This is a genomic window from Pseudomonas sp. TUM25319 (assembly GCF_056388475.1).
In genome coordinates this window covers 1,044,913-1,061,606 of record NZ_CM150751.1, presented here as the reverse complement: position 1 = coordinate 1,061,606, position 16,694 = coordinate 1,044,913, and the positions used below count along the sequence as shown (strand labels likewise).

Below are 16,694 nucleotides of genomic sequence, written 5' to 3'. Positions count from 1 at the left end.
TCAGGCTCTCGGTGTGCCGTAGCTCATGCTGACGGTGTTGGGGCTGCGCGGGGCGGCGGGGGCCGGCACCACGGTAGGACGGGCGGCCCGTTGCAGATCCTGGAGCACCCGTGCGGTCGGACCGAATGCCTGCAACTGGCCGTTTTGCAGCACCAGCAGCTTGTCCAGGCCGGCCAGCAGGCCGGGCTTGTGGGTGATCAGGATCAGCGTGCGGCGTTGTTCACGGACCTTGGCTACGGCTGCCAGCAATGCCTGCTCGCCCGCTTCGTCGAGGTTGGAGTTGGGCTCGTCGAGCACGATCAATGCCGGCAGCCGGTACAAGGCGCGGGCCAGCCCGATCCGCTGGCGCTGGCCACCGGACAAACCGCTGCCACCCTCGCCGAGCAGGGTGTCGTAGCCGGCCGGCAGCTTGAGGATCATCTCGTGCACGCCGGCCAGTTGCGCCGCCGCCACCACCGCGTCGGCGTCCACCTCGCCGAGACGGGCGATGTTTTCGGCGATGCTGCCGGCGAACAGCTGCACGTCCTGCGGCAAGTAGCCGATGTGCTGGCCCAGGGCGTTCTTGTTCCAGCGTTGCAGGTCGGCACCGTCGAGGCGGACCTTGCCGTCGAAGGGCTTGGACGCGCCCACCAGCAGGCGGGCGAGGGTCGACTTGCCCGAACCCGAGGCGCCGATGATGCCCAGCGAATCCCCGGCGTCGAGGGCAAAGCCCAGGTTGGTCAGGCACGGCTTGCGGGTGCCCGGCAGCAGCGCCGTGACCTGCTCCACCATGAGCCGGCCGTTCGGTGCCGGCAGCGGCATGCCTCCAGGGCGTGGCGGCTGGGCCTGGAGCAACGCGGTCAGGCGCTCGTAGGCCTGGCGCGCCGACCCCCACTGGCGCCACACGGCGATCACCTGGTCGATCGGCGCCAGCACCCGCGCCATGAGGATGGAGCCGGCGACCATCATGCCCGGGCTCACCTGCTTCTCCAGCGCCAGCCAGGCTCCCAGGCCCAGCACCAGCGATTGCAGGGTCAGGCGCAAGCCCTTGGAGACCGCCGCAACCGCTGCGGCGCGCTCGCTGCCGTAGTTCTGCCGGCCGAGAAAACCGTGGTGCAGGCCGGTCCAGCGCTGGCGCACGGCGTCGAGCATGCCCATGGCCTCCATCGCCTCGGCATTGCGCAGGTTGCCGCTGGCCTGCAGCCCGGCCTGCTGGGCCAGTTGCCCGGCATCGGCGAAGGGCTTTTGCGTCAGCCGTTCGTTGAGCCAAGCCAGGGCCATCAGCAGCACCGCACCGACCAGTGCCATCAGGCCAAGCCAGGGGCTGAACAGGAACATCACCGCGAGGTAGACCGGAAACCACGGCGCATCGAAGAAGGCGAACAGCGCCTGGCCGGTGGCGAACTGGCGCAGGCTGGTCAGGTCCGCCAACACCTGGCCGGCGGCGCCCTTGCTGCCGGCCAGGCTGGCTTCATAGGCGGCCTGGAACACCCGCGGGCTGAGGCGCAGGTCCATATGCGTACCGAGGCGGATCACCACCAGGCTGCGCACCCACTCCAGCACGCCGAGAAAGACGAACACGCCGACGATCATCAGGCTGAGCATCAGCAGGGTCATTTCATTGCCCGACGACAGCACCCGGTCGTAGACCTGCAGCATGTACAGCGCCGGCGCCAGCATCAGCAGGTTGATCACCGCCGTGAACAGGCCGACATTGGCGAAGCCGGCGCGGCAGGCTTTCAGCGCCTGGCGCACTTCATTGACCGAAACGGGAGCGGTTCCCATTGCTTGTTTTCCTCGCAGACAGCGACGACGGGTGATTGCGTTCGCCCCGCCCTCGCCACAGAATTCGCACCACCGCAGCCTGGGCCCGGCAAAGACACGGGCTGCGGGGTAAATGCAGCAGATCGGCGAATGCCAGGGCGACCTGACATTCGCTTTTTCATGCCTGCGATCAGGCCGCCAGGGCGAGGTCTTCCGGCAGCGCCTGGACGCCCACCGCTTCGGCGGAGAGCGCACTGACCGGGCCGTTGGCCAGCGCGTAGGCGACGTCGGCGAAGGTGTCGGAGGTATCGACGTTGTAGGCCGCCAGCAGGTCGTTGATGACCGACGCCAGTGCAGTCGTGTCGCCCTGCATCAGGCCGTAGATGGTCTGGTGGACTTCGTTGCCGGTGCGACCGGCACCCAGCGCAGCGTCCAGATCCAGCCCGGAGAAGGTGACGACCTCCGAATCCAGGGTGTAGTTGCTGCCGTTGCCGCCATCGAGCAGATAGCCCAGCGAGACGTTGTCCAGCGAACCCCACAGGTAGTGGTTGGCGTTGCTGCTGGCCGGCAGGGCCGGGTTGAAGACGTAGTGCAGGCCATTGGTGGTATCGCTACCGGCGATGAACGCGTAGTCCGAGCCACTGGCGCCATGGGTGGCGTATTGGCTGCCATCGAAAGAGCCAGTATTGAAACCACCGGTATTGCTATAGCCATGACCTGCGGTGAAGAAGCCCGCTGCCCAGTCCGACAGGTAGGTGTCGATCTTCACGTCAGCCAGCGACAGGTCGTAAGTAACGGTAAGGCTCATAACTGTTCCTCTGAACGTTGTGGTGAATTGACGAAGGCTCCTGCCTTCGCTTTTGCCCGAGAGGGCAAAATCGTCTGTCCCGGCCCCAGGGGCCGGGGCATGATCAGAACTTGTACTCCAGCATTCCCGTGAGGGTGCGACCGCGGGCCAGCGACAGGTTGTTGGCATCGCCCATGGCCACGAAGTACGCCTCGTCGGTCGCGTTCTCCAACGCCAGGGACAGGTTGATCTGCGGCGTCATCCAGTAGCTGGCGTAGAGGTCGTAGACCTTGTATTTGGGCCACAGGGCCTGGTCGAGCGTGGCGTAGCTGTGGTCATTGAGGTTCTCGCCGTTGCCTTTGCTGTAGCGCAGGCGCGCGCCGACATCGAGCTGGTTGTCGAGAAAGCGCATGCCGAGGGTGAGCGAGCCGCGATCGGCCGGCATGTAGGTGGCGTTGCCCATGATCTGCCCGCAACTGACCTGGTTGTTCTTGGCATCGCTGGGCTGCGCCTGGTAGACGGTGAAAGTGCGGTTGACCAGGCGGGTGCCCACCAGGACCTGGCGCGTCACCGTGCCCACGCGCACAGGCGTCATTGCGCCGCCCATGTACCAGTCCTTCGAGCAGAAGTCGTTGGTTCCGATCATGTGGGTGTAGGCCAGCCGGCCGTAGTAGCGCCCTGCGTCGTAATCCAGTGCGTACTCGACACCGCGAAAACGGGTGGTTTCCAGATTGTTCTGGTAGGCCATGCGGCCGATGGAAATACCCGAGACGGTCTCGTGGGGCACGGCAACGTTCAGGTCGAGGAACGAAAAGTCATCGATGCGGGTATCGAAGTAGGCGACCTTCATGCCGAAGCGATCGCCGTCGCGCAGCAGCGACTCCTTGAAGATATTGAAGCCCAGCTCCCAGTCATGCGAGGTCTCGGGCTTGAGGTACGGGTTGGGGTACACCATCTGTGCGCTGGCACCGGCATGCGGACGCCCGGTCATGAACACCTCCGTGACCGACGGCGCCCGCCAGCCGCGTCCCCAGCGGGTGTAGAGCTGCAACCAGTCGACCCCGGGCTTGACCGCGATACCGAACGTCGGCGAGAAGTGCCCCTGCTCGATCTCTTCGTAGAACAGCAGGTGCTGCTGGGTCTTGGCCGGCCCGCCACTTTCGTAGGTGCCCTCGGGGTACATCCACACCGTCATCCCGCTTTCGCCGCTCAGGCGATAGCGGTCGTAGCGCAGACCGGCGTTCAGGGTGAGCCAGTCGTCATGCTCGTATTGCGCCTGGGCGAACAGGCTGGCGGTCAGTTTTTTTCCCTCGGGCGTTGCCCCCTGGATGTAGGGGTAGGCGTCTTCGTTGACGGCCGGGACGCGGTCGGTGGAAGGCTTGAAGCGGTCTTCATACAGCTCGGTACCGTAGTTCAGCGTCAGCTTGTCGGCCTCGCCGAAATAGAACCGCGAGGTGTTTTCCAGTTGCAGGCCCCAGGTGTCGGTCTGGAACTGATCATCGTAGGCCGCGAAGTAGTTGCCGCTGGAGAGGCTGGCATCGCTTTGCGCATTCCAGCGATCGAGCCGGGTGCGGACGAAGTACAGCTTGGCCTTCACATCGATGAGGTCGTTGTCGGGCGAAAAGCTGTAGTCGATCGAGGCATTCTTGCCGTTGAGGTCGCTGGCTCCGCTGCGCTTGTAGTAGAAGTCCGAGCCATCGTCGGTCAGGTAGGTCCAGGCGTCCTTGCTGTCGGTGTCGGTCTCGATGTAGTTGAACTGCAGGCGCTGGTCCTGCGGCAGGTTGAAGCCGACCTTGAGCAACCGCGACCGCGTGACGCTGCCCATGTCACCCACTTCACTGTTGAGCCAGCTGTCCCACGCTTCGGGAAAGAAGCTGCGCAGGCGAATCTCGGTGCCCAGGTTGTCCTTGTTGTTGGAGCCGGCCCGGTAGTCGCCGTAATGCCGCTCGCTGACCCCGAGCAGAAGATCGCCGGTCTCATTGCCGAAGGCGAACAGCGCGCTGCCGTTGAAGTAGGTGCCGTTGCCCAGCTCGCCGATGCCATGACCGGCGCGAAGGCGACCGCCGTACTCCTTGTCCGGCCCGAGGAACTCACTGGCCTGGACGGTATTGAAGCTGGCGATGCCCCCCAGCACGCCTGCCCCGCCCATGCCTGACTGCGAACCCTTTTCGATCTCTACCGAGCTGATGAACTCGGGGTCCACCACCATGATGCCGTTGCGCTGCTGGTGACCATTGACGTTGAAGTTCTGGCGCATGCCGTCGATGTTCATGTTCACCCGACCGTAGTCCTGCACGCCGCGGATGTTCACCGAGAGCCCCGGGTCGCGCTGGTTGACCGCGGTGTAGACCCCGGCGGTTTCCTCGAGCATGTCGGCGGCATGACGTGGCGGATGCTTGTCGATCTGGTCGCGGGTGATCACGCTGACCGAGCGCGGCGCGAGGTAGACCCAGTCGCCGTCACCCTGGGAGCGGATGCTGGTGGTGTTCAGTTCCAGGCTCTTGCCATCGCTGCTCAGGCGCTCCAGGCCAACACGGTCGGTGCCGTTGAAGCGATAGCGCACCGGGTTGTCCTGCAGCAGGATCGAAAGCCCTTCCTGAGCGCTGTGCTCGCCACTCAGGCCGGCGCTGCGCAGCCCGGCCAACTTGCGGCTGTCGAAGAACACCTGGACCTTGGCCTGCTCGGCGAACGCAAGCACTGCGCTGTCCAGGGACTGGGCCGGAATGTCGAAACGGATCAGGGCGGTGCGCTGGCTTGCGCCGGTGCTCTGCTCTGCTGCGTGCACCGCGGCGATCCCCATCGGCAAGGTGCAGGCGCCCAGCATCAGGCTGCTGGCCAGAGCAACCCGGTTGAACCGGGTACGTCGTTGTTGTGGAGTGGTCACGTGTGTCGCTCGCTGTGTTGGCGTTTTCTAGTAATGAAAATCAATCTCAACAATCAGACGAGCGGGGGCGGAAAAGTCAGTAAATAAATTTTCGGGGGGATGTGCGAAAAGGTATCTGGAGGGGCTTTTAGGTGCTCATCGCTGCACAGGCTGTGGGAGTGGCTTCAGCCGCGATCGGCGGCGCAGCCGTCGTAGAATCTGAGTCCGCAATGCTTCAGGAAGACCAGGGTTGCAGGTTTTATGGCCGCTACGCGGCCAATCGCGGCTGAAGCCGCTCCCACGAAGGTACAGCTCCCATCTGGAATTGAGCTGCGTCTCAAACCATGTCTAGTAGATCAAGGTAAGACCAGGCAGATCCATACGCTTGGCCTTGAGCTCATCGGTCAGCATCACCAGCGACTGGTCGAGATTGTCGAGGCGGAACATGCCGCTCACCTCGCGCCGGGCCAGTACCGAATCGGCGATCAGCACATGCCCGCCGCGATAACGGTTGATCTGCGCTACCACATCGGCCAGCGGTTCGCGCTCGAACAGCAGCAGGCCGCGCTGCCAGGCGCTGGCGCGCAGTGGATCCTGCTCCGGCCAGGGACGTATGCCCTGGGCGTGGTCGTAACGCAGACTCCGGCCTTCGTTCAACACCTGCTCCGTCGCCCCCGCCAGTGGCGGCTCGCCGAGGCTGACCCGCGTGCTGTGTTCGAGCATGCCCACCCAGCCGCCCTGCCCTTCGCTACCCACCACGAAGCGCGTGCCGAGCGCCTGGGTGCTGGCGCCGGCATACTCGACCACGAACGGGCGCGTCTCGCTCTGGCTGACCGGCGCCGCGTCGAACACGGCAGACCCGGCCAGCAGTTTCACCCGCCTTTCGCTATCGCTGTAGGCGAGGCTGATGGCGCTGCCGCTGTCCAGTTCGACCGTACTGCCGTCGGGCAGGCTGACCTTGCGAATCTCGCCGATCCCTGCGGCATAGTCGGCACTCATCTGCACCACAAGCCCCGGCCCGCGATCCACCGCGAATACCGCCAGCAACAGGACCGCCGCGCTGTTGGCGACCCAGCGCAGACGGGAACGACGCCGACGACCGCCGAGCGGCTGTACCGGTGCCATGACCGCCGACGCTCGCGGCGCTGCACTGGCGGGCTCGTCCAGCGCGCCCAGCCGTCCCAGATCGGCCCAGGTGCTGCGGGCAAAATCCAGCTCACGGCCATGGCGCGGGTCGCTGTCGCACCACTCGGCCAGCGCCTGCATCTGCCCGGGGCTCAGGCACCCGGCATCCAGCAACACCGCCCACTCGGCGGCCTGCTCGCGAATTGCTTGCTCTGACGGGATCTGGCTGGTCACACGGTTCTCTCGAATTCTGGTTATGTAAGGGCTGACGTCTGAAGGCGCATTTCCCAGTAAACCGTTCGTCATCCGGGTTCCTGCAAACACTGCATCACATAGGCCAGCGCCTTGGAAAGGTGCTTCTGAACCGAACTGTCGGAAATCTCCAGGCGTCGGGCGACCTCGGCGTGGGTCAGGCCTTCCAGACGGTTGAGGCGAAAGATCTCGCGGGTCCGCGGTGGCAGATCGTTCATGGCCGCCCGCAATCGGCGCATGTGCTGCTCGGCGGCGGTACTGTCCTCGAGGCCCGGGCTGTCTTCGACGATGCCTTCGAGCGCCTCGTGGGGCACCAGGTCGGTCTTGCGCCGCTGCTGCTGGCGCACATGGTCGATCATCAGGTTGTGCGCCGTGCGGTAGAGATAGGCCGGCGTATTGTCGATGCGCTCGCTGCCCTGTTGCTCGGCCAGGCGCAGGAAGCTTTCCTGCACCAGGTCGGCGGCCAGTTGCGGGTCGCGCACCTTGCGCGTGAGCAGGCCCTGCAGGCTTTTCGCGTGCTTGAGGAACAGGCGCTTGAGATCGGACTCCGCCACGCGAACTCCAGGAGGCTATCGGAAGGAAGGCTGCATGCTACTCGTTAGTGAGAATCAGTTGCAAGAAGCCGTCCGCCGATTGCTCATTCTTCGAACAGCGCATCCAGTGCCTGTTCCAGACGCGTCACGGCAATGATCTGCAACCCTGGCGGCGCCTCTTTCGGCGCGTTGCCCTTGGGCACGATGGCGCGCTTGAAACCGTGCTTCGCTGCCTCTTTCAGGCGCTCCTGGCCGCTGGGCACCGGCCGCACCTCACCGGACAGACCGATCTCGCCGAACACCAGCAGGCCATGGGACAACGGCTTGTTGCGCAGACTCGACATCACCGCCGCCATCAACGCCAGGTCCGAGGCGGTCTCCAGCACCTTCACTCCGCCGACCACGTTGAGGAACACGTCCTGGTCGTGGGTTGGGATGCCGCCATGCCGGTGCAGGACCGCCAGCAGCATGGCCAGACGGTTCTGGTCGAGGCCGAGGGTCACCCGGCGCGGGTTGGCCAGATGGCTGTCGTCCACCAGCGCCTGCACCTCCACCAGCATCGGCCGGGTGCCTTCCCAGGTTGCCATGACCACGCTGCCGGGCACCGCCTCCTGCGCCCGGGTGAGGAAGATCGCCGACGGGTTGGAGACCTCCTTCAGGCCGCGATCGGTCATGCCGAACACGCCCAGCTCGTTGACCGCACCGAAGCGGTTCTTGACCGCCCGCAGCAGGCGCAGGCGGCCATCGGACTCGCCTTCGAAATACAGCACGGTGTCGACCATGTGTTCCAGCACCCGCGGCCCGGCCAGGGAGCCTTCCTTGGTGACGTGGCCGACGAGGAAAATCGCCGTGCCGCTCTGCTTGGCATAACGCACCAGCAACGCGGTACTTTCACGCACCTGGGCGACGCCGCCGGGCGCCGATTGCAGCTGCTCGGTGAAGATCGTCTGGATCGAGTCGATCACCATGACCTTGGGCTTTTCGACCCGGGCGGTAGCGATGATGGTTTCGATACAGGTTTCGGTCATGACCCGCAGTTTGTCCTCGGGCAAGCCCAGGCGACGGGCACGCATCGCCACCTGTTGCTGGGATTCTTCGCCGGTGACGTACAGCGCCGGCATGCGTGAGGCGACATGGCAGAGGGTCTGCAGCAGGATGGTCGACTTGCCGATACCCGGATCGCCGCCGATCAGCACCACCGAGCCGTCCACCAGGCCGCCGCCGAGCACCCGGTCCAGCTCGGCGCTGGCGGTGGAGAAGCGCGGGATTTCTTCGACCGAGACTTCCGCCAGGGTCTTGATCTGCGCCTTTTCGCCGGCCCAGCCGCTGCGCCCGCTCGGTGCCGCGGCACCGCCGCTCTCGATCATGGTTTCGGTCAGGGTGTTCCAGGCGCCGCATTCGCCACACTGGCCGGCCCATTTCGGGAAGGTCGCGCCACACTCGGTGCAGCCGTACAGACGCTTGGCCTTGGCCATGGGCAATCTCCTGGAAAAAGTCGCCATGATAGCCGCCGTGCCACGAAAGGCGCCAATCGGACCAAACCATTGGCTATGAGCACGGTCTTTGGAAGAGTCGCAGCGCATGAAGCGAAAGGCTGATTTACACTGCGTTCACCCCTTTCAATTGTTACAAGGAATAAACCATGGGCATGATCAGTGAATTCAAGGCCTTTGCGGTCAAGGGCAATGTCGTGGACATGGCGGTCGGTATCATCATCGGCGCGGCCTTCGGCAAAATCGTTTCGTCTTTCGTCGGCGACGTGGTGATGCCGCCGCTGGGGCTGCTGATCGGCGGTGTCGACTTCAGTGACCTGGCGATCACGCTCAAGGCGGCGGAAGGGGACATTCCGGCCGTGGTGCTGGCCTACGGCAAGTTCATCCAGACCGTGATCGACTTCCTGATCGTGGCGTTCGCGATCTTCATGGGCGTGAAGGTCATCAATCGCCTCAAGCGCGAAGAAGCCGTGGCGCCAAGCGTTCCTCCGGCACCGACACCACAGGAAACCCTGCTGACCGAAATCCGCGACCTGCTCAAGGCGCAGAACGACAAGCCCTGAATCCAGACAGCAGAACGGCGCCGCGAGGCGCCGTTTTTCATAGTGCAGACCTGATTACCAGTAGGTCTCGACCGCCACCTGCCCCGGCCGCCGGCTCAGGCTCAGGTTCAACCCGCGGGCCTTGAGCACCTGCCGGGTGTCATCGATCATCTGCGGGTTGCCGCACAGCATCACCCGCGAATGTTCCGGGGTCAGTTCCAGCCCTGCGGCACGCTCCAGTTCGCCGTTCTCGATCAGCGTAGTGATGCGCCCGTTCAAGGCACCCGGGTGCTGCTCGCGGGTCACTACGGGAATGAACTGCAATTTCCCGGCGTAATCGGCCAGATAATCCCGTTGCTCAAGCCCCGCGATCAGCGACTGGTAGGCCAGCTCGCGAGACTCGCGTACCGAATACACCAGCTTGATGCTGTCGAAGCGCTCCCAGGCCTCGAAGTCCTGCAGGATCGACAGGAACGGCGCGATGCCTGTTCCGGTGGCCAGCAACCACAGGTCACGGCCATCGACGAAGCGGTCGAGAGTCAGGTAGCCAAAGGCCTGGCGGTCGATCAGCAACTCATCGCCTTCGCGAAGCCGGCTCAGTTCACTGGTGAACTCTCCGCCAGGCACGACGATGGAATAGAAGTCCAGGTACTCGTCGAACGGCGACGACACCATGGAATACGCGCGCCAGACCACGCTGCCATCGGCCTTGGTCACGCCCAGGCGAGCGAACTGGCCGGCCCGGAACCGAAAACCGGCATCGCGGGTGGTACGCAGGCTGAACAGGCTGGGGGTCAGCGGCTGAACATCGAGGAGGGTCTGGCGGGTGTATTTCTCCGCGCTGGCAGTCATGGTTCGCTCCGCAAATCAAGTGCGCCCAGTTTCGCGCAAAGCGTGGAGAATAAACACCACCGGTTTGTAGTGGCTTCTCGCAAATGCATACACGTCGCGTTTATCTGGAATAGCGTTTATCTGCAATGACATGGATCGACATATAGCAAAAAAAACCAATTGCCTTGTAGGACAATTCCTATACTCAGCGTGCACCAACGGCTTGTTGGATCCATAACAGGGAGTAGCGCCGCGATGCCGCACTGGAAACAGGATCAGCTGGAGCAACTCATCGGCGAACAGGACCCGGAACGGTTATTCAATACAGCCTTGTCGCTCGTCCAGCAGCTGGGCATGGAATACCTCGGGCTGGTGGTGCAATGCCAGGCCAGCAGCCTTACACCCCAGATCGTCATGCTCAACAACTACAGTCCCGAGTGGAACCATCATTACCAGAACAGCAACTACCTGCTTCAAGACCCCGTCTATGCCCACTGCCGGCATTCGCTGATCCCGCTGCTGTGGGAAGATGCGGTGTATCGCGAAACCCCGCAACTGCGCGAGGAGGCCGTGGCCCACGGGCTTGAGTTCGGCTGGAGCCAGGCCGCCCATGACATTCGCGGCAACAACAGCGTGCTGAGCGTCGTGCGCAGCCATGCCGCGATCGGCATCGCCGAATTCTACGACAAGACAGGACAGACGCTGTGGCTGTGCAACGTCATGCACACGCTGTTACTGGAGCGGCTCAACCCGTTGCAACCGGGTGGCTTCGGTCTGTCCGACCGGGAACGGGAGGTCCTGAAATGGTCGGCTGCCGGCAAGACTGCCTCGGACATCGCCTGCATCCTGACCCTGTCCCAGAGCACGGTGAACTTCCATATCCGCAGTGTCATCAGCAAGATGAACGCCAACAACAAGGCCGGTGCGGTAGCCCTTGCCGCCCTCCATGGCCTGATCTGACCCACTCGAGCTGCAAAGCCCTGTAGAATCGACGCCTGTCTGTCACCCGCAGGCCGTCACCCGTCAGCGCGGTGTACGTCCCTGCCCAGAGCTCCGTACCATGCCCCTGCTGAACAGCCCCTTCGCCGAACTCGACCTGCTCCGCCAGCCCGAGCAAGCCAACGACCCCCTGCAAGCCTTCGACGCCGCCGACGAATACCTGCTGCACCACCTGGCCGAGCGGGCACTGCCCGCCGGTGCCCGGGTGCTGGTGCTCAACGACAGCTTCGGCGCCCTGGCCATCAGCCTGGGAGCGCACTTCGCGGTGACCAGCAGCGGCGACTCGTTCCTCGCCCGCCTGGGGCTGGAGAAGAACCTGCCACGCAACGGCCTGGCCTGGGACAGCGTGCCGTTCGTGCCCGCCAGCGAGCCGTGGCAAGGACCGTTCGACCATGTACTGGTCCGCGTGCCGAAAACCCTGGCACTGCTGGAGGAACAGCTGATCCGCCTGCAAGGCCAACTGGCGCCGGGCGCGCAGGTGGTGGCCGGGGCAATGATCAAGCACCTGCCGCGGGCGGCAGGCGAACTGCTGGAAAAATACATCGGCCCGATGCAGGCTTCGCTGGCGCAGAAAAAAGCCCGCCTGCTGGTCGCAACCGCCGCGGACAAAGCCCGCGCTGTGTCGCCCTATCCAAGTCGTTACCGCCTCGACAAGCCAGCATTGGAACTGGTCAACCACGCCAATGTGTTCTGCCGTGAAGGGCTGGACATCGGCACCCGTGCCTTCCTGCCTCACCTACCCCGCAACCTGGGCAACGCCCGGGTCGCCGACCTGGGTTGCGGCAACGGCATCCTCGCCATTGCCAGTGCGCTGGATAATCCTCAGGCGCACTACACCCTGGTGGACGAGTCGTACATGGCCGTGCAGTCCGCACAGGAAAACTGGCGAGCAGCGTTGGGCGAGCGTGAGGTCGAAGTCCGCGCGGCCGATGGTCTGGCCGGACAGCCGGGGGATTCCCTGGATGTGGTGCTGTGCAACCCGCCGTTCCACCAGCAGCAAGTGGTCGGAGACTTCCTCGCGTGGCGCATGTTCCAGCAGGCGCGGGAAGCACTGGTCACCGGCGGTTCGCTGTACATCGTCGGCAACCGCCACCTGGGCTACCACACCAAACTGGCGCGGTTGTTCCGTGGCGTGGAACAGGTGGCGGCTACACCGAAGTTCGTGGTGCTCCGGGCGCGCAAGTGATGTGTGCGCTTGAGGGCCTCATCGCTGGCAAGGCCAGCTCCCACAGGGCTCTGCGGCGACGCGAACACTGTGGGCTGGCCTTGCCAGCGATGAGGCACTGAAGCGGACTCAGTGAGTACTGAGCCCCGCTGCGCTCATGAACATGCGCATCAGCCATGCCACCACCGCCAGGGTCGCGACGCTGGCGCCCCAGATCAGCGCCAGCCAGCCGAGCCGCTGCCACAGCGGCTTTTTCTCGGGCTCGAAGGTGTCTTTGCCAGTCATGCCCTGATCCCTCCTAGTGATAGCCGTCTTCGTGGGTCACCTTGCCGCGGAACACGTAGTAGCTCCAGTAGGTGTACCCGAGGATGAACGGCAGGATGAACAGCGTCCCCACCAGCATGAAGCCCTGGCTTTGCGGAGGTGCCGCGGCATCCCAGATCGAGATCGACGGCGGGATGATGTTCGGCCACAGGCTGATGCCCAACCCGCTGTAGCCCAGGAAGATCAGCACCAGTGTCAGCAGGAACGGCGTGTAGTGCGCGTTGCGCGCCACTGCCTTGAGCAGCCCGTAGAACGTCACCAGCACCAGCAGCGGCACCGGCATGAACCACAACAGGTTGGGCATGCTGAACCAGCGATGGGCGATGTCGGGATACGCCAGCGGCGTCCACAGGCTGACGATGCCGATCACCGCCAGCAGCACCAGGGCCAGCGGTCGCGCCAGGTTGTGCATCTGCTCCTGCAGCTTGCCTTCGGTCTTCATGATCAGCCAGGTACAGCCCAGCAATGCATAGGCGACGATCAGGCCAAGGCCGGAGAACAGTGCGAAGGGCGTCAGCCAGTCGAGCGTTCCGCCGGCGTAGCGCCGGTCGACCACCTTGAAGCCTTCGATGAACGCCCCCAGCGCCACACCCTGGAAGAAGGTCGCCACCAGCGAACCCCAGATGAACGCCTTGTCCCACAGGTGGCGTTTATCCGCCTTGGCCTTGAAGCGGAACTCGAACGCCACGCCGCGGAAGATCAGCCCCATCAGCATCAGGATCAGCGGCAGGTACAGCGCCTCCAGCACCACGGCATACGCCAGCGGGAAGGCGCCGAACAGCGCCGCGCCGCCCAGCACCAGCCAGGTTTCGTTACCGTCCCAGACCGGCGCGACGGTGTTCATCATCACGTCGCGGTCGCGCTCACCCTTGACGAAGGGGAAGAGAATGCCGATGCCCAGGTCGAAGCCATCCATGACCACATACATCATGATCCCGAAGATGATGACCACGGCCCAGATCAGTGGAAGATCGATACCCATGATTCAATTTCCTTTTTTCAGGCTGACATCGCCCAGGTCGTGGTCGTCTTCGGCCGCCGACAGCGGCCGTGCCGGTGTCCGTGGCTGGCCCGGTCCGCCCGGATTGACCTCGTCGCCTTCGCCGGTCTTCGGCCCCTTGCGCACCAGACGCATCATGTAGCCCAGGCCCGCGCCGAACAGGGCGAAATACACCACCACGAACATCACCAGGGTGATGCCCAACTGCGCGTAGCTGTGGTTGGAGGCACCGTCGGCAGTGCGCATCAGCCCGTAGACCACCCACGGCTGGCGCCCGACCTCGGTAGTGAACCAGCCGGCCAGGATCGCGATCAGGCCGGACGGCCCCATCCACAGGGCCAGGTGCAGAAAGGGGCGCGAGCTGTACAGCGTGCCGCGCTTGCGCAGCCACAGGCTCCACAGGCCGACGAAGATCATCAGCAAGCCCAGCCCGACCATGATCCGGAACGACCAGAACACCACGGTGGAGTTGGGCCGGTCTTCGGGCGGGAAGTCCTTCATCGCCGGCACCTGCTTGTCCAGGCTGTGGGTCAGGATCAGGCTGCCCAGCGCCGGGATCTCCAGCTTGAAGTGAGTGGTTTCGGCCTTCATGTCGGGGATGCCGAAGAGAATCAGCGGGGTCGGCTCGTCACCGACGTTTTCCCAGTGGCCTTCGATGGCGGCGATCTTTACCGGCTGGTGCTTGAGGGTGTTGAGGCCGTGGAAGTCACCGATGACCGCCTGGATCGGCGCGACGATCAGCGCCATCCACATCGCCATCGACAGCATCTTGCGGATCGCCGGGTTATCGCGACCGCGCAACAGGTGCCAGGCCGCCGAGGCGCCGACGAAGAAGGCCGTGGCGACGAAGGCCGCGGTGGCCATGTGCATCAAACGATAGGGGAAGGACGGGTTGAAGATCACCGCCAGCCAGTCCACCGGAATCACCCGGCCGTCGATGATCTCGTAGCCCTGGGGCGTCTGCATCCAGCTGTTGGAAGCGAGGATCCAGAAGGTCGAGACCAGCGTGCCGATGGCGACCATGACCGTGGCGAAGAAGTGCAGGCCACGGCCCACGCGGTTCCAGCCAAACAGCATGACACCGAGGAAACCGGCTTCGAGGAAGAAGGCCGTCAGCACCTCGTAGGTGAGCAAGGGCCCGGTGACAGCGCCGGCGAAGTCGGAGAAACGGCTCCAGTTGGTGCCGAACTGGTACGCCATGACCAGCCCGGAGACCACCCCCATGCCGAAGTTGACGGCAAAGATCTTCGACCAGAAATGGTAGAGGTCGCGATAGACGCTCTGGTTGGTTTTCAGCCACAGGCCTTCCAGCACCGCCAGGTAACTGGCGAGACCGATGGTGATGGCCGGGAACAGGATGTGAAAGGACACGGTGAACGCGAACTGCATTCGGGCGAGATCGAGGGCCTCTGATCCGAACATGGTGCTTCCTCTGTCAGGTAATCCGGCGTCAGGGTCCGTTGCCTTGGCGCCAACTGCCCCTAGGGTGTTGAGTGCGGCCGCTTGGAATTGTTCTGAAAACTTTCACACCACAGGGATTGCGGCCCGAAGGCCCACCGTTGCCGGGTCGATCGTTGCAGAAACAACTATTGATCCAGATCAACGACAGGGAGAAGGATAGTCGCGATGGCGCGTCCGGGTTGTGTGGTGCGTTGCCGCGTGACCGGTTGCCTCACCCCCTGTACGAAAAAGCGAAACGGTGCGCTGACCGCACCGCAACGACGGTTTCTGCAACCTTTTGTTACAGCCCGGTGTTACCCTGCAACGCCCTTCCCCCAACGCAGGCCCGGCAGTCCGACATGTCAGCGCACGCTCCGTTGTTGCTTCGCCATCACCGTCCGTTTCTCTCGTTCTGGCTGGCCCGGGTATTCACCGCCAGCGGTTTCCAGATGCTCACCGTGGCCATCGGCTGGCACCTCTACCAGCTCACCGGCAACGTCCTCGACCTCGGTCTGGTGGGGTTGGTGGAGTTCGCGCCGCGGGTGCTGTTCATGCTGCACACCGGGCATGTCGCCGACCGCTACGACCGCCGCCGCGTCGCCGCGCTGTGCCAGAGCCTGCAGGCGCTGATCGCCCTGGCCCTGGCGATCGCCAGCACCACCGACTCGGTGAGCCGCGAACTGATCTTCATCCTCGCTTTCCTGCTCGGCAGCGCCCGCTCCTTCGAGATGCCGGCGACCCAGGCACTGCTGCCCAACGTGGTGCCGGCGGAACTGTTCCCGCGGGCGGTGGCGGCGTCGGCCTCGGCAATGCAGTCGGCAACCATCGTGGCACCAGCGCTGGGCGGTTTTCTCTATGCCTTCGGCAGCGTGTGGGTCTATGGCCCGACCGTGTGCCTGTACGTGATCGCCTGTTGCCTGACCCTCAGCCTGACCTCGCGCCAGGTGCCCCTGAGCCAGGGCCGGGCCAGCATCGAGTCGCTGCTGGCGGGGATCCGTTTCATCCGTAGCCGGCCGGACATTCTCGGCGCCATCTCCCTTGACCTGTTCGCCGTACTGCTGGGTGGCGCCACCGCGCTGCTGCCGGTGTTCGCCAAGGACATCCTGCTGACCGGCCCCTGGGGCCTGGGCCTGCTGCGTTCGGCCCCGGCGGCGGGGGCGTTGCTGATGTCGCTGTGGCTGGCGCGCTTCCCGGTGGAGCGCAAGGTCGGGCGGGTGATGTTCACGGCGGTGGGTGTCTTCGGCGTGGCGACCATCGCCTTCGGCCTGTCCACATCGTTCTGGTTCTCCCTGGCGGTGCTGGCCGTGCTGGGCGCGGCAGACATGATCAGCATGGTGATCCGCGGCGCCTTCGTGCAGTTGGAGACTCCGGATGAAATGCGCGGCCGGGTCAGCGCGGTGAACGGCCTGTTCATCGGCGCGTCGAACCAGTTGGGCGAGTTCGAATCCGGGGTTACGGCGCACTGGTTCGGCACGGTGCCTGCGGTGGTGATGGGCGGCGTCGGCACGCTGGTGGTGACCGGGGTGTGGATCAAGCTGTTCCCGACCCTGGCGGGCCGGGATTACATGCACAGCCGGCGGGCGGAGACCTGACGGTC

General features: G+C 64.3%; 14 protein-coding genes. 4 read left to right on the top strand and 10 right to left on the bottom strand.

Translation table 11 applies throughout. The features are described 5' to 3' along the window. The 6 genes from AC05QJ_RS04970 to radA all read right to left on the bottom strand — a co-directional run bounded on the left by AC05QJ_RS04970 (position 1) and on the right by radA (position 8,778). Positions 1–1,764 (bottom strand): type I secretion system permease/ATPase, encoded by a 1,764-nt coding sequence (locus AC05QJ_RS04970; RefSeq protein ID WP_476745869.1) that lies wholly within the window; start codon positions 1,762–1,764, stop codon positions 1–3. 169 nt (positions 1,765–1,933) lie between these two features. Further along, on the bottom strand, positions 1,934–2,551 hold the full coding sequence (locus tag AC05QJ_RS04965) for a heme acquisition protein HasA (protein ID WP_476745868.1): 618 nt from the start codon (positions 2,549–2,551) through the stop codon (positions 1,934–1,936). Positions 2,552–2,654: 103 nt separating this feature from the next. Then, a complete protein-coding gene (locus AC05QJ_RS04960; protein ID WP_476747868.1) occupies positions 2,655–5,354 on the bottom strand; it encodes a TonB-dependent receptor in 2,700 nt (899 codons plus the stop codon). 387 nt (positions 5,355–5,741) lie between these two features. Further along, the gene (locus AC05QJ_RS04955; RefSeq protein WP_476745867.1) at positions 5,742–6,752 is read right to left on the bottom strand and encodes a FecR family protein; all 1,011 of its coding nucleotides are present in this window, start codon (positions 6,750–6,752) and stop codon (positions 5,742–5,744) included. 68 nt (positions 6,753–6,820) lie between these two features. Continuing rightward, a complete protein-coding gene (locus AC05QJ_RS04950; RefSeq protein WP_476745866.1) occupies positions 6,821–7,324 on the bottom strand; it encodes an RNA polymerase sigma factor in 504 nt (167 codons plus the stop codon). 83 nt (positions 7,325–7,407) lie between these two features. After that, on the bottom strand, positions 7,408–8,778 hold the full coding sequence (radA, locus tag AC05QJ_RS04945) for a DNA repair protein RadA (RefSeq protein WP_476745865.1): 1,371 nt from the start codon (positions 8,776–8,778) through the stop codon (positions 7,408–7,410). A 167-nt stretch (positions 8,779–8,945) separates the two neighbouring features. Between radA and mscL the strand changes: the two genes are divergently transcribed. Beyond that, entirely contained in the window at positions 8,946–9,359 is a 414-nt protein-coding gene (gene mscL, locus AC05QJ_RS04940) for a large-conductance mechanosensitive channel protein MscL (RefSeq protein ID WP_476745864.1), read from the top strand. Between the two features lie 54 nt (positions 9,360–9,413). On the opposite strand, the gene AC05QJ_RS04935 is transcribed toward mscL, so the two are convergent. Continuing rightward, positions 9,414–10,190, bottom strand: coding sequence for a ferredoxin--NADP reductase (locus tag AC05QJ_RS04935; RefSeq protein ID WP_476745863.1), 777 nt, complete (start codon positions 10,188–10,190; stop codon positions 9,414–9,416). Positions 10,191–10,424: 234 nt separating this feature from the next. On the opposite strand from AC05QJ_RS04935, the gene AC05QJ_RS04930 reads away from it, so the two are divergent. Together AC05QJ_RS04930 and AC05QJ_RS04925 are read left to right on the top strand one after the other, a co-directional pair. After that, the gene (locus AC05QJ_RS04930) at positions 10,425–11,129 is read left to right on the top strand and encodes an autoinducer binding domain-containing protein (RefSeq protein WP_476745862.1); all 705 of its coding nucleotides are present in this window, start codon (positions 10,425–10,427) and stop codon (positions 11,127–11,129) included. 100 nt (positions 11,130–11,229) lie between these two features. Continuing rightward, positions 11,230–12,354 (top strand): methyltransferase, encoded by a 1,125-nt coding sequence (locus tag AC05QJ_RS04925; protein WP_476745861.1) that lies wholly within the window; start codon positions 11,230–11,232, stop codon positions 12,352–12,354. A 108-nt stretch (positions 12,355–12,462) separates the two neighbouring features. On the opposite strand, the gene AC05QJ_RS04920 is transcribed toward AC05QJ_RS04925, so the two are convergent. The 3 genes from AC05QJ_RS04920 to AC05QJ_RS04910 are packed head-to-tail and all read right to left on the bottom strand — an operon-like array spanning position 12,463 to position 15,079. Beyond that, positions 12,463–12,618 carry a DUF2474 domain-containing protein gene (locus AC05QJ_RS04920; RefSeq protein WP_476745860.1) on the bottom strand — a complete coding sequence of 52 codons (156 nt, stop codon included), beginning with the start codon at positions 12,616–12,618 and terminating at the stop codon, positions 12,463–12,465. A gap of 13 nt (positions 12,619–12,631) precedes the next feature. Continuing rightward, positions 12,632–13,639 (bottom strand): cytochrome d ubiquinol oxidase subunit II, encoded by a 1,008-nt coding sequence (cydB, locus tag AC05QJ_RS04915; protein WP_476745859.1) that lies wholly within the window; start codon positions 13,637–13,639, stop codon positions 12,632–12,634. Positions 13,640–13,642: 3 nt separating this feature from the next. Further along, positions 13,643–15,079, bottom strand: a complete 1,437-nt coding sequence (locus tag AC05QJ_RS04910; protein ID WP_476745858.1) for a cytochrome ubiquinol oxidase subunit I — start codon at positions 15,077–15,079, stop codon at positions 13,643–13,645. A 377-nt stretch (positions 15,080–15,456) separates the two neighbouring features. Between AC05QJ_RS04910 and AC05QJ_RS04905 the strand changes: the two genes are divergently transcribed. Beyond that, positions 15,457–16,689, top strand: coding sequence for an MFS transporter (locus AC05QJ_RS04905; RefSeq protein ID WP_476745857.1), 1,233 nt, complete (start codon positions 15,457–15,459; stop codon positions 16,687–16,689). The last annotated feature ends 5 nt before the right edge of the window (positions 16,690–16,694 follow it).

Bases quoted from the DNA above. Each gene is read 5' to 3' on its own strand.
- AC05QJ_RS04905 (WP_476745857.1), top strand. From the start codon at position 15,457: ATGTCAGCGCACGCTCCGTTGTTGCTTCGCCATCACCGTCCGTTTCTC.
- AC05QJ_RS04925 (WP_476745861.1), top strand. From the start codon at position 11,230: ATGCCCCTGCTGAACAGCCCCTTCGCCGAACTCGACCTGCTCCGCCAG.
- AC05QJ_RS04935 (WP_476745863.1), bottom strand. From the start codon at position 10,190: ATGACTGCCAGCGCGGAGAAATACACCCGCCAGACCCTCCTCGATGTT.
- mscL (WP_476745864.1), top strand. From the start codon at position 8,946: ATGGGCATGATCAGTGAATTCAAGGCCTTTGCGGTCAAGGGCAATGTC.
- AC05QJ_RS04920 (WP_476745860.1), bottom strand. From the start codon at position 12,618: ATGACTGGCAAAGACACCTTCGAGCCCGAGAAAAAGCCGCTGTGGCAG.
- AC05QJ_RS04960 (WP_476747868.1), bottom strand. From the start codon at position 5,354: ATGCTGGGCGCCTGCACCTTGCCGATGGGGATCGCCGCGGTGCACGCA.
- AC05QJ_RS04970 (WP_476745869.1), bottom strand. From the start codon at position 1,764: ATGGGAACCGCTCCCGTTTCGGTCAATGAAGTGCGCCAGGCGCTGAAA.
- AC05QJ_RS04930 (WP_476745862.1), top strand. From the start codon at position 10,425: ATGCCGCACTGGAAACAGGATCAGCTGGAGCAACTCATCGGCGAACAG.
- AC05QJ_RS04965 (WP_476745868.1), bottom strand. From the start codon at position 2,551: ATGAGCCTTACCGTTACTTACGACCTGTCGCTGGCTGACGTGAAGATC.
- cydB (WP_476745859.1), bottom strand. From the start codon at position 13,639: ATGGGTATCGATCTTCCACTGATCTGGGCCGTGGTCATCATCTTCGGG.
- AC05QJ_RS04910 (WP_476745858.1), bottom strand. From the start codon at position 15,079: ATGTTCGGATCAGAGGCCCTCGATCTCGCCCGAATGCAGTTCGCGTTC.
- radA (WP_476745865.1), bottom strand. From the start codon at position 8,778: ATGGCCAAGGCCAAGCGTCTGTACGGCTGCACCGAGTGTGGCGCGACC.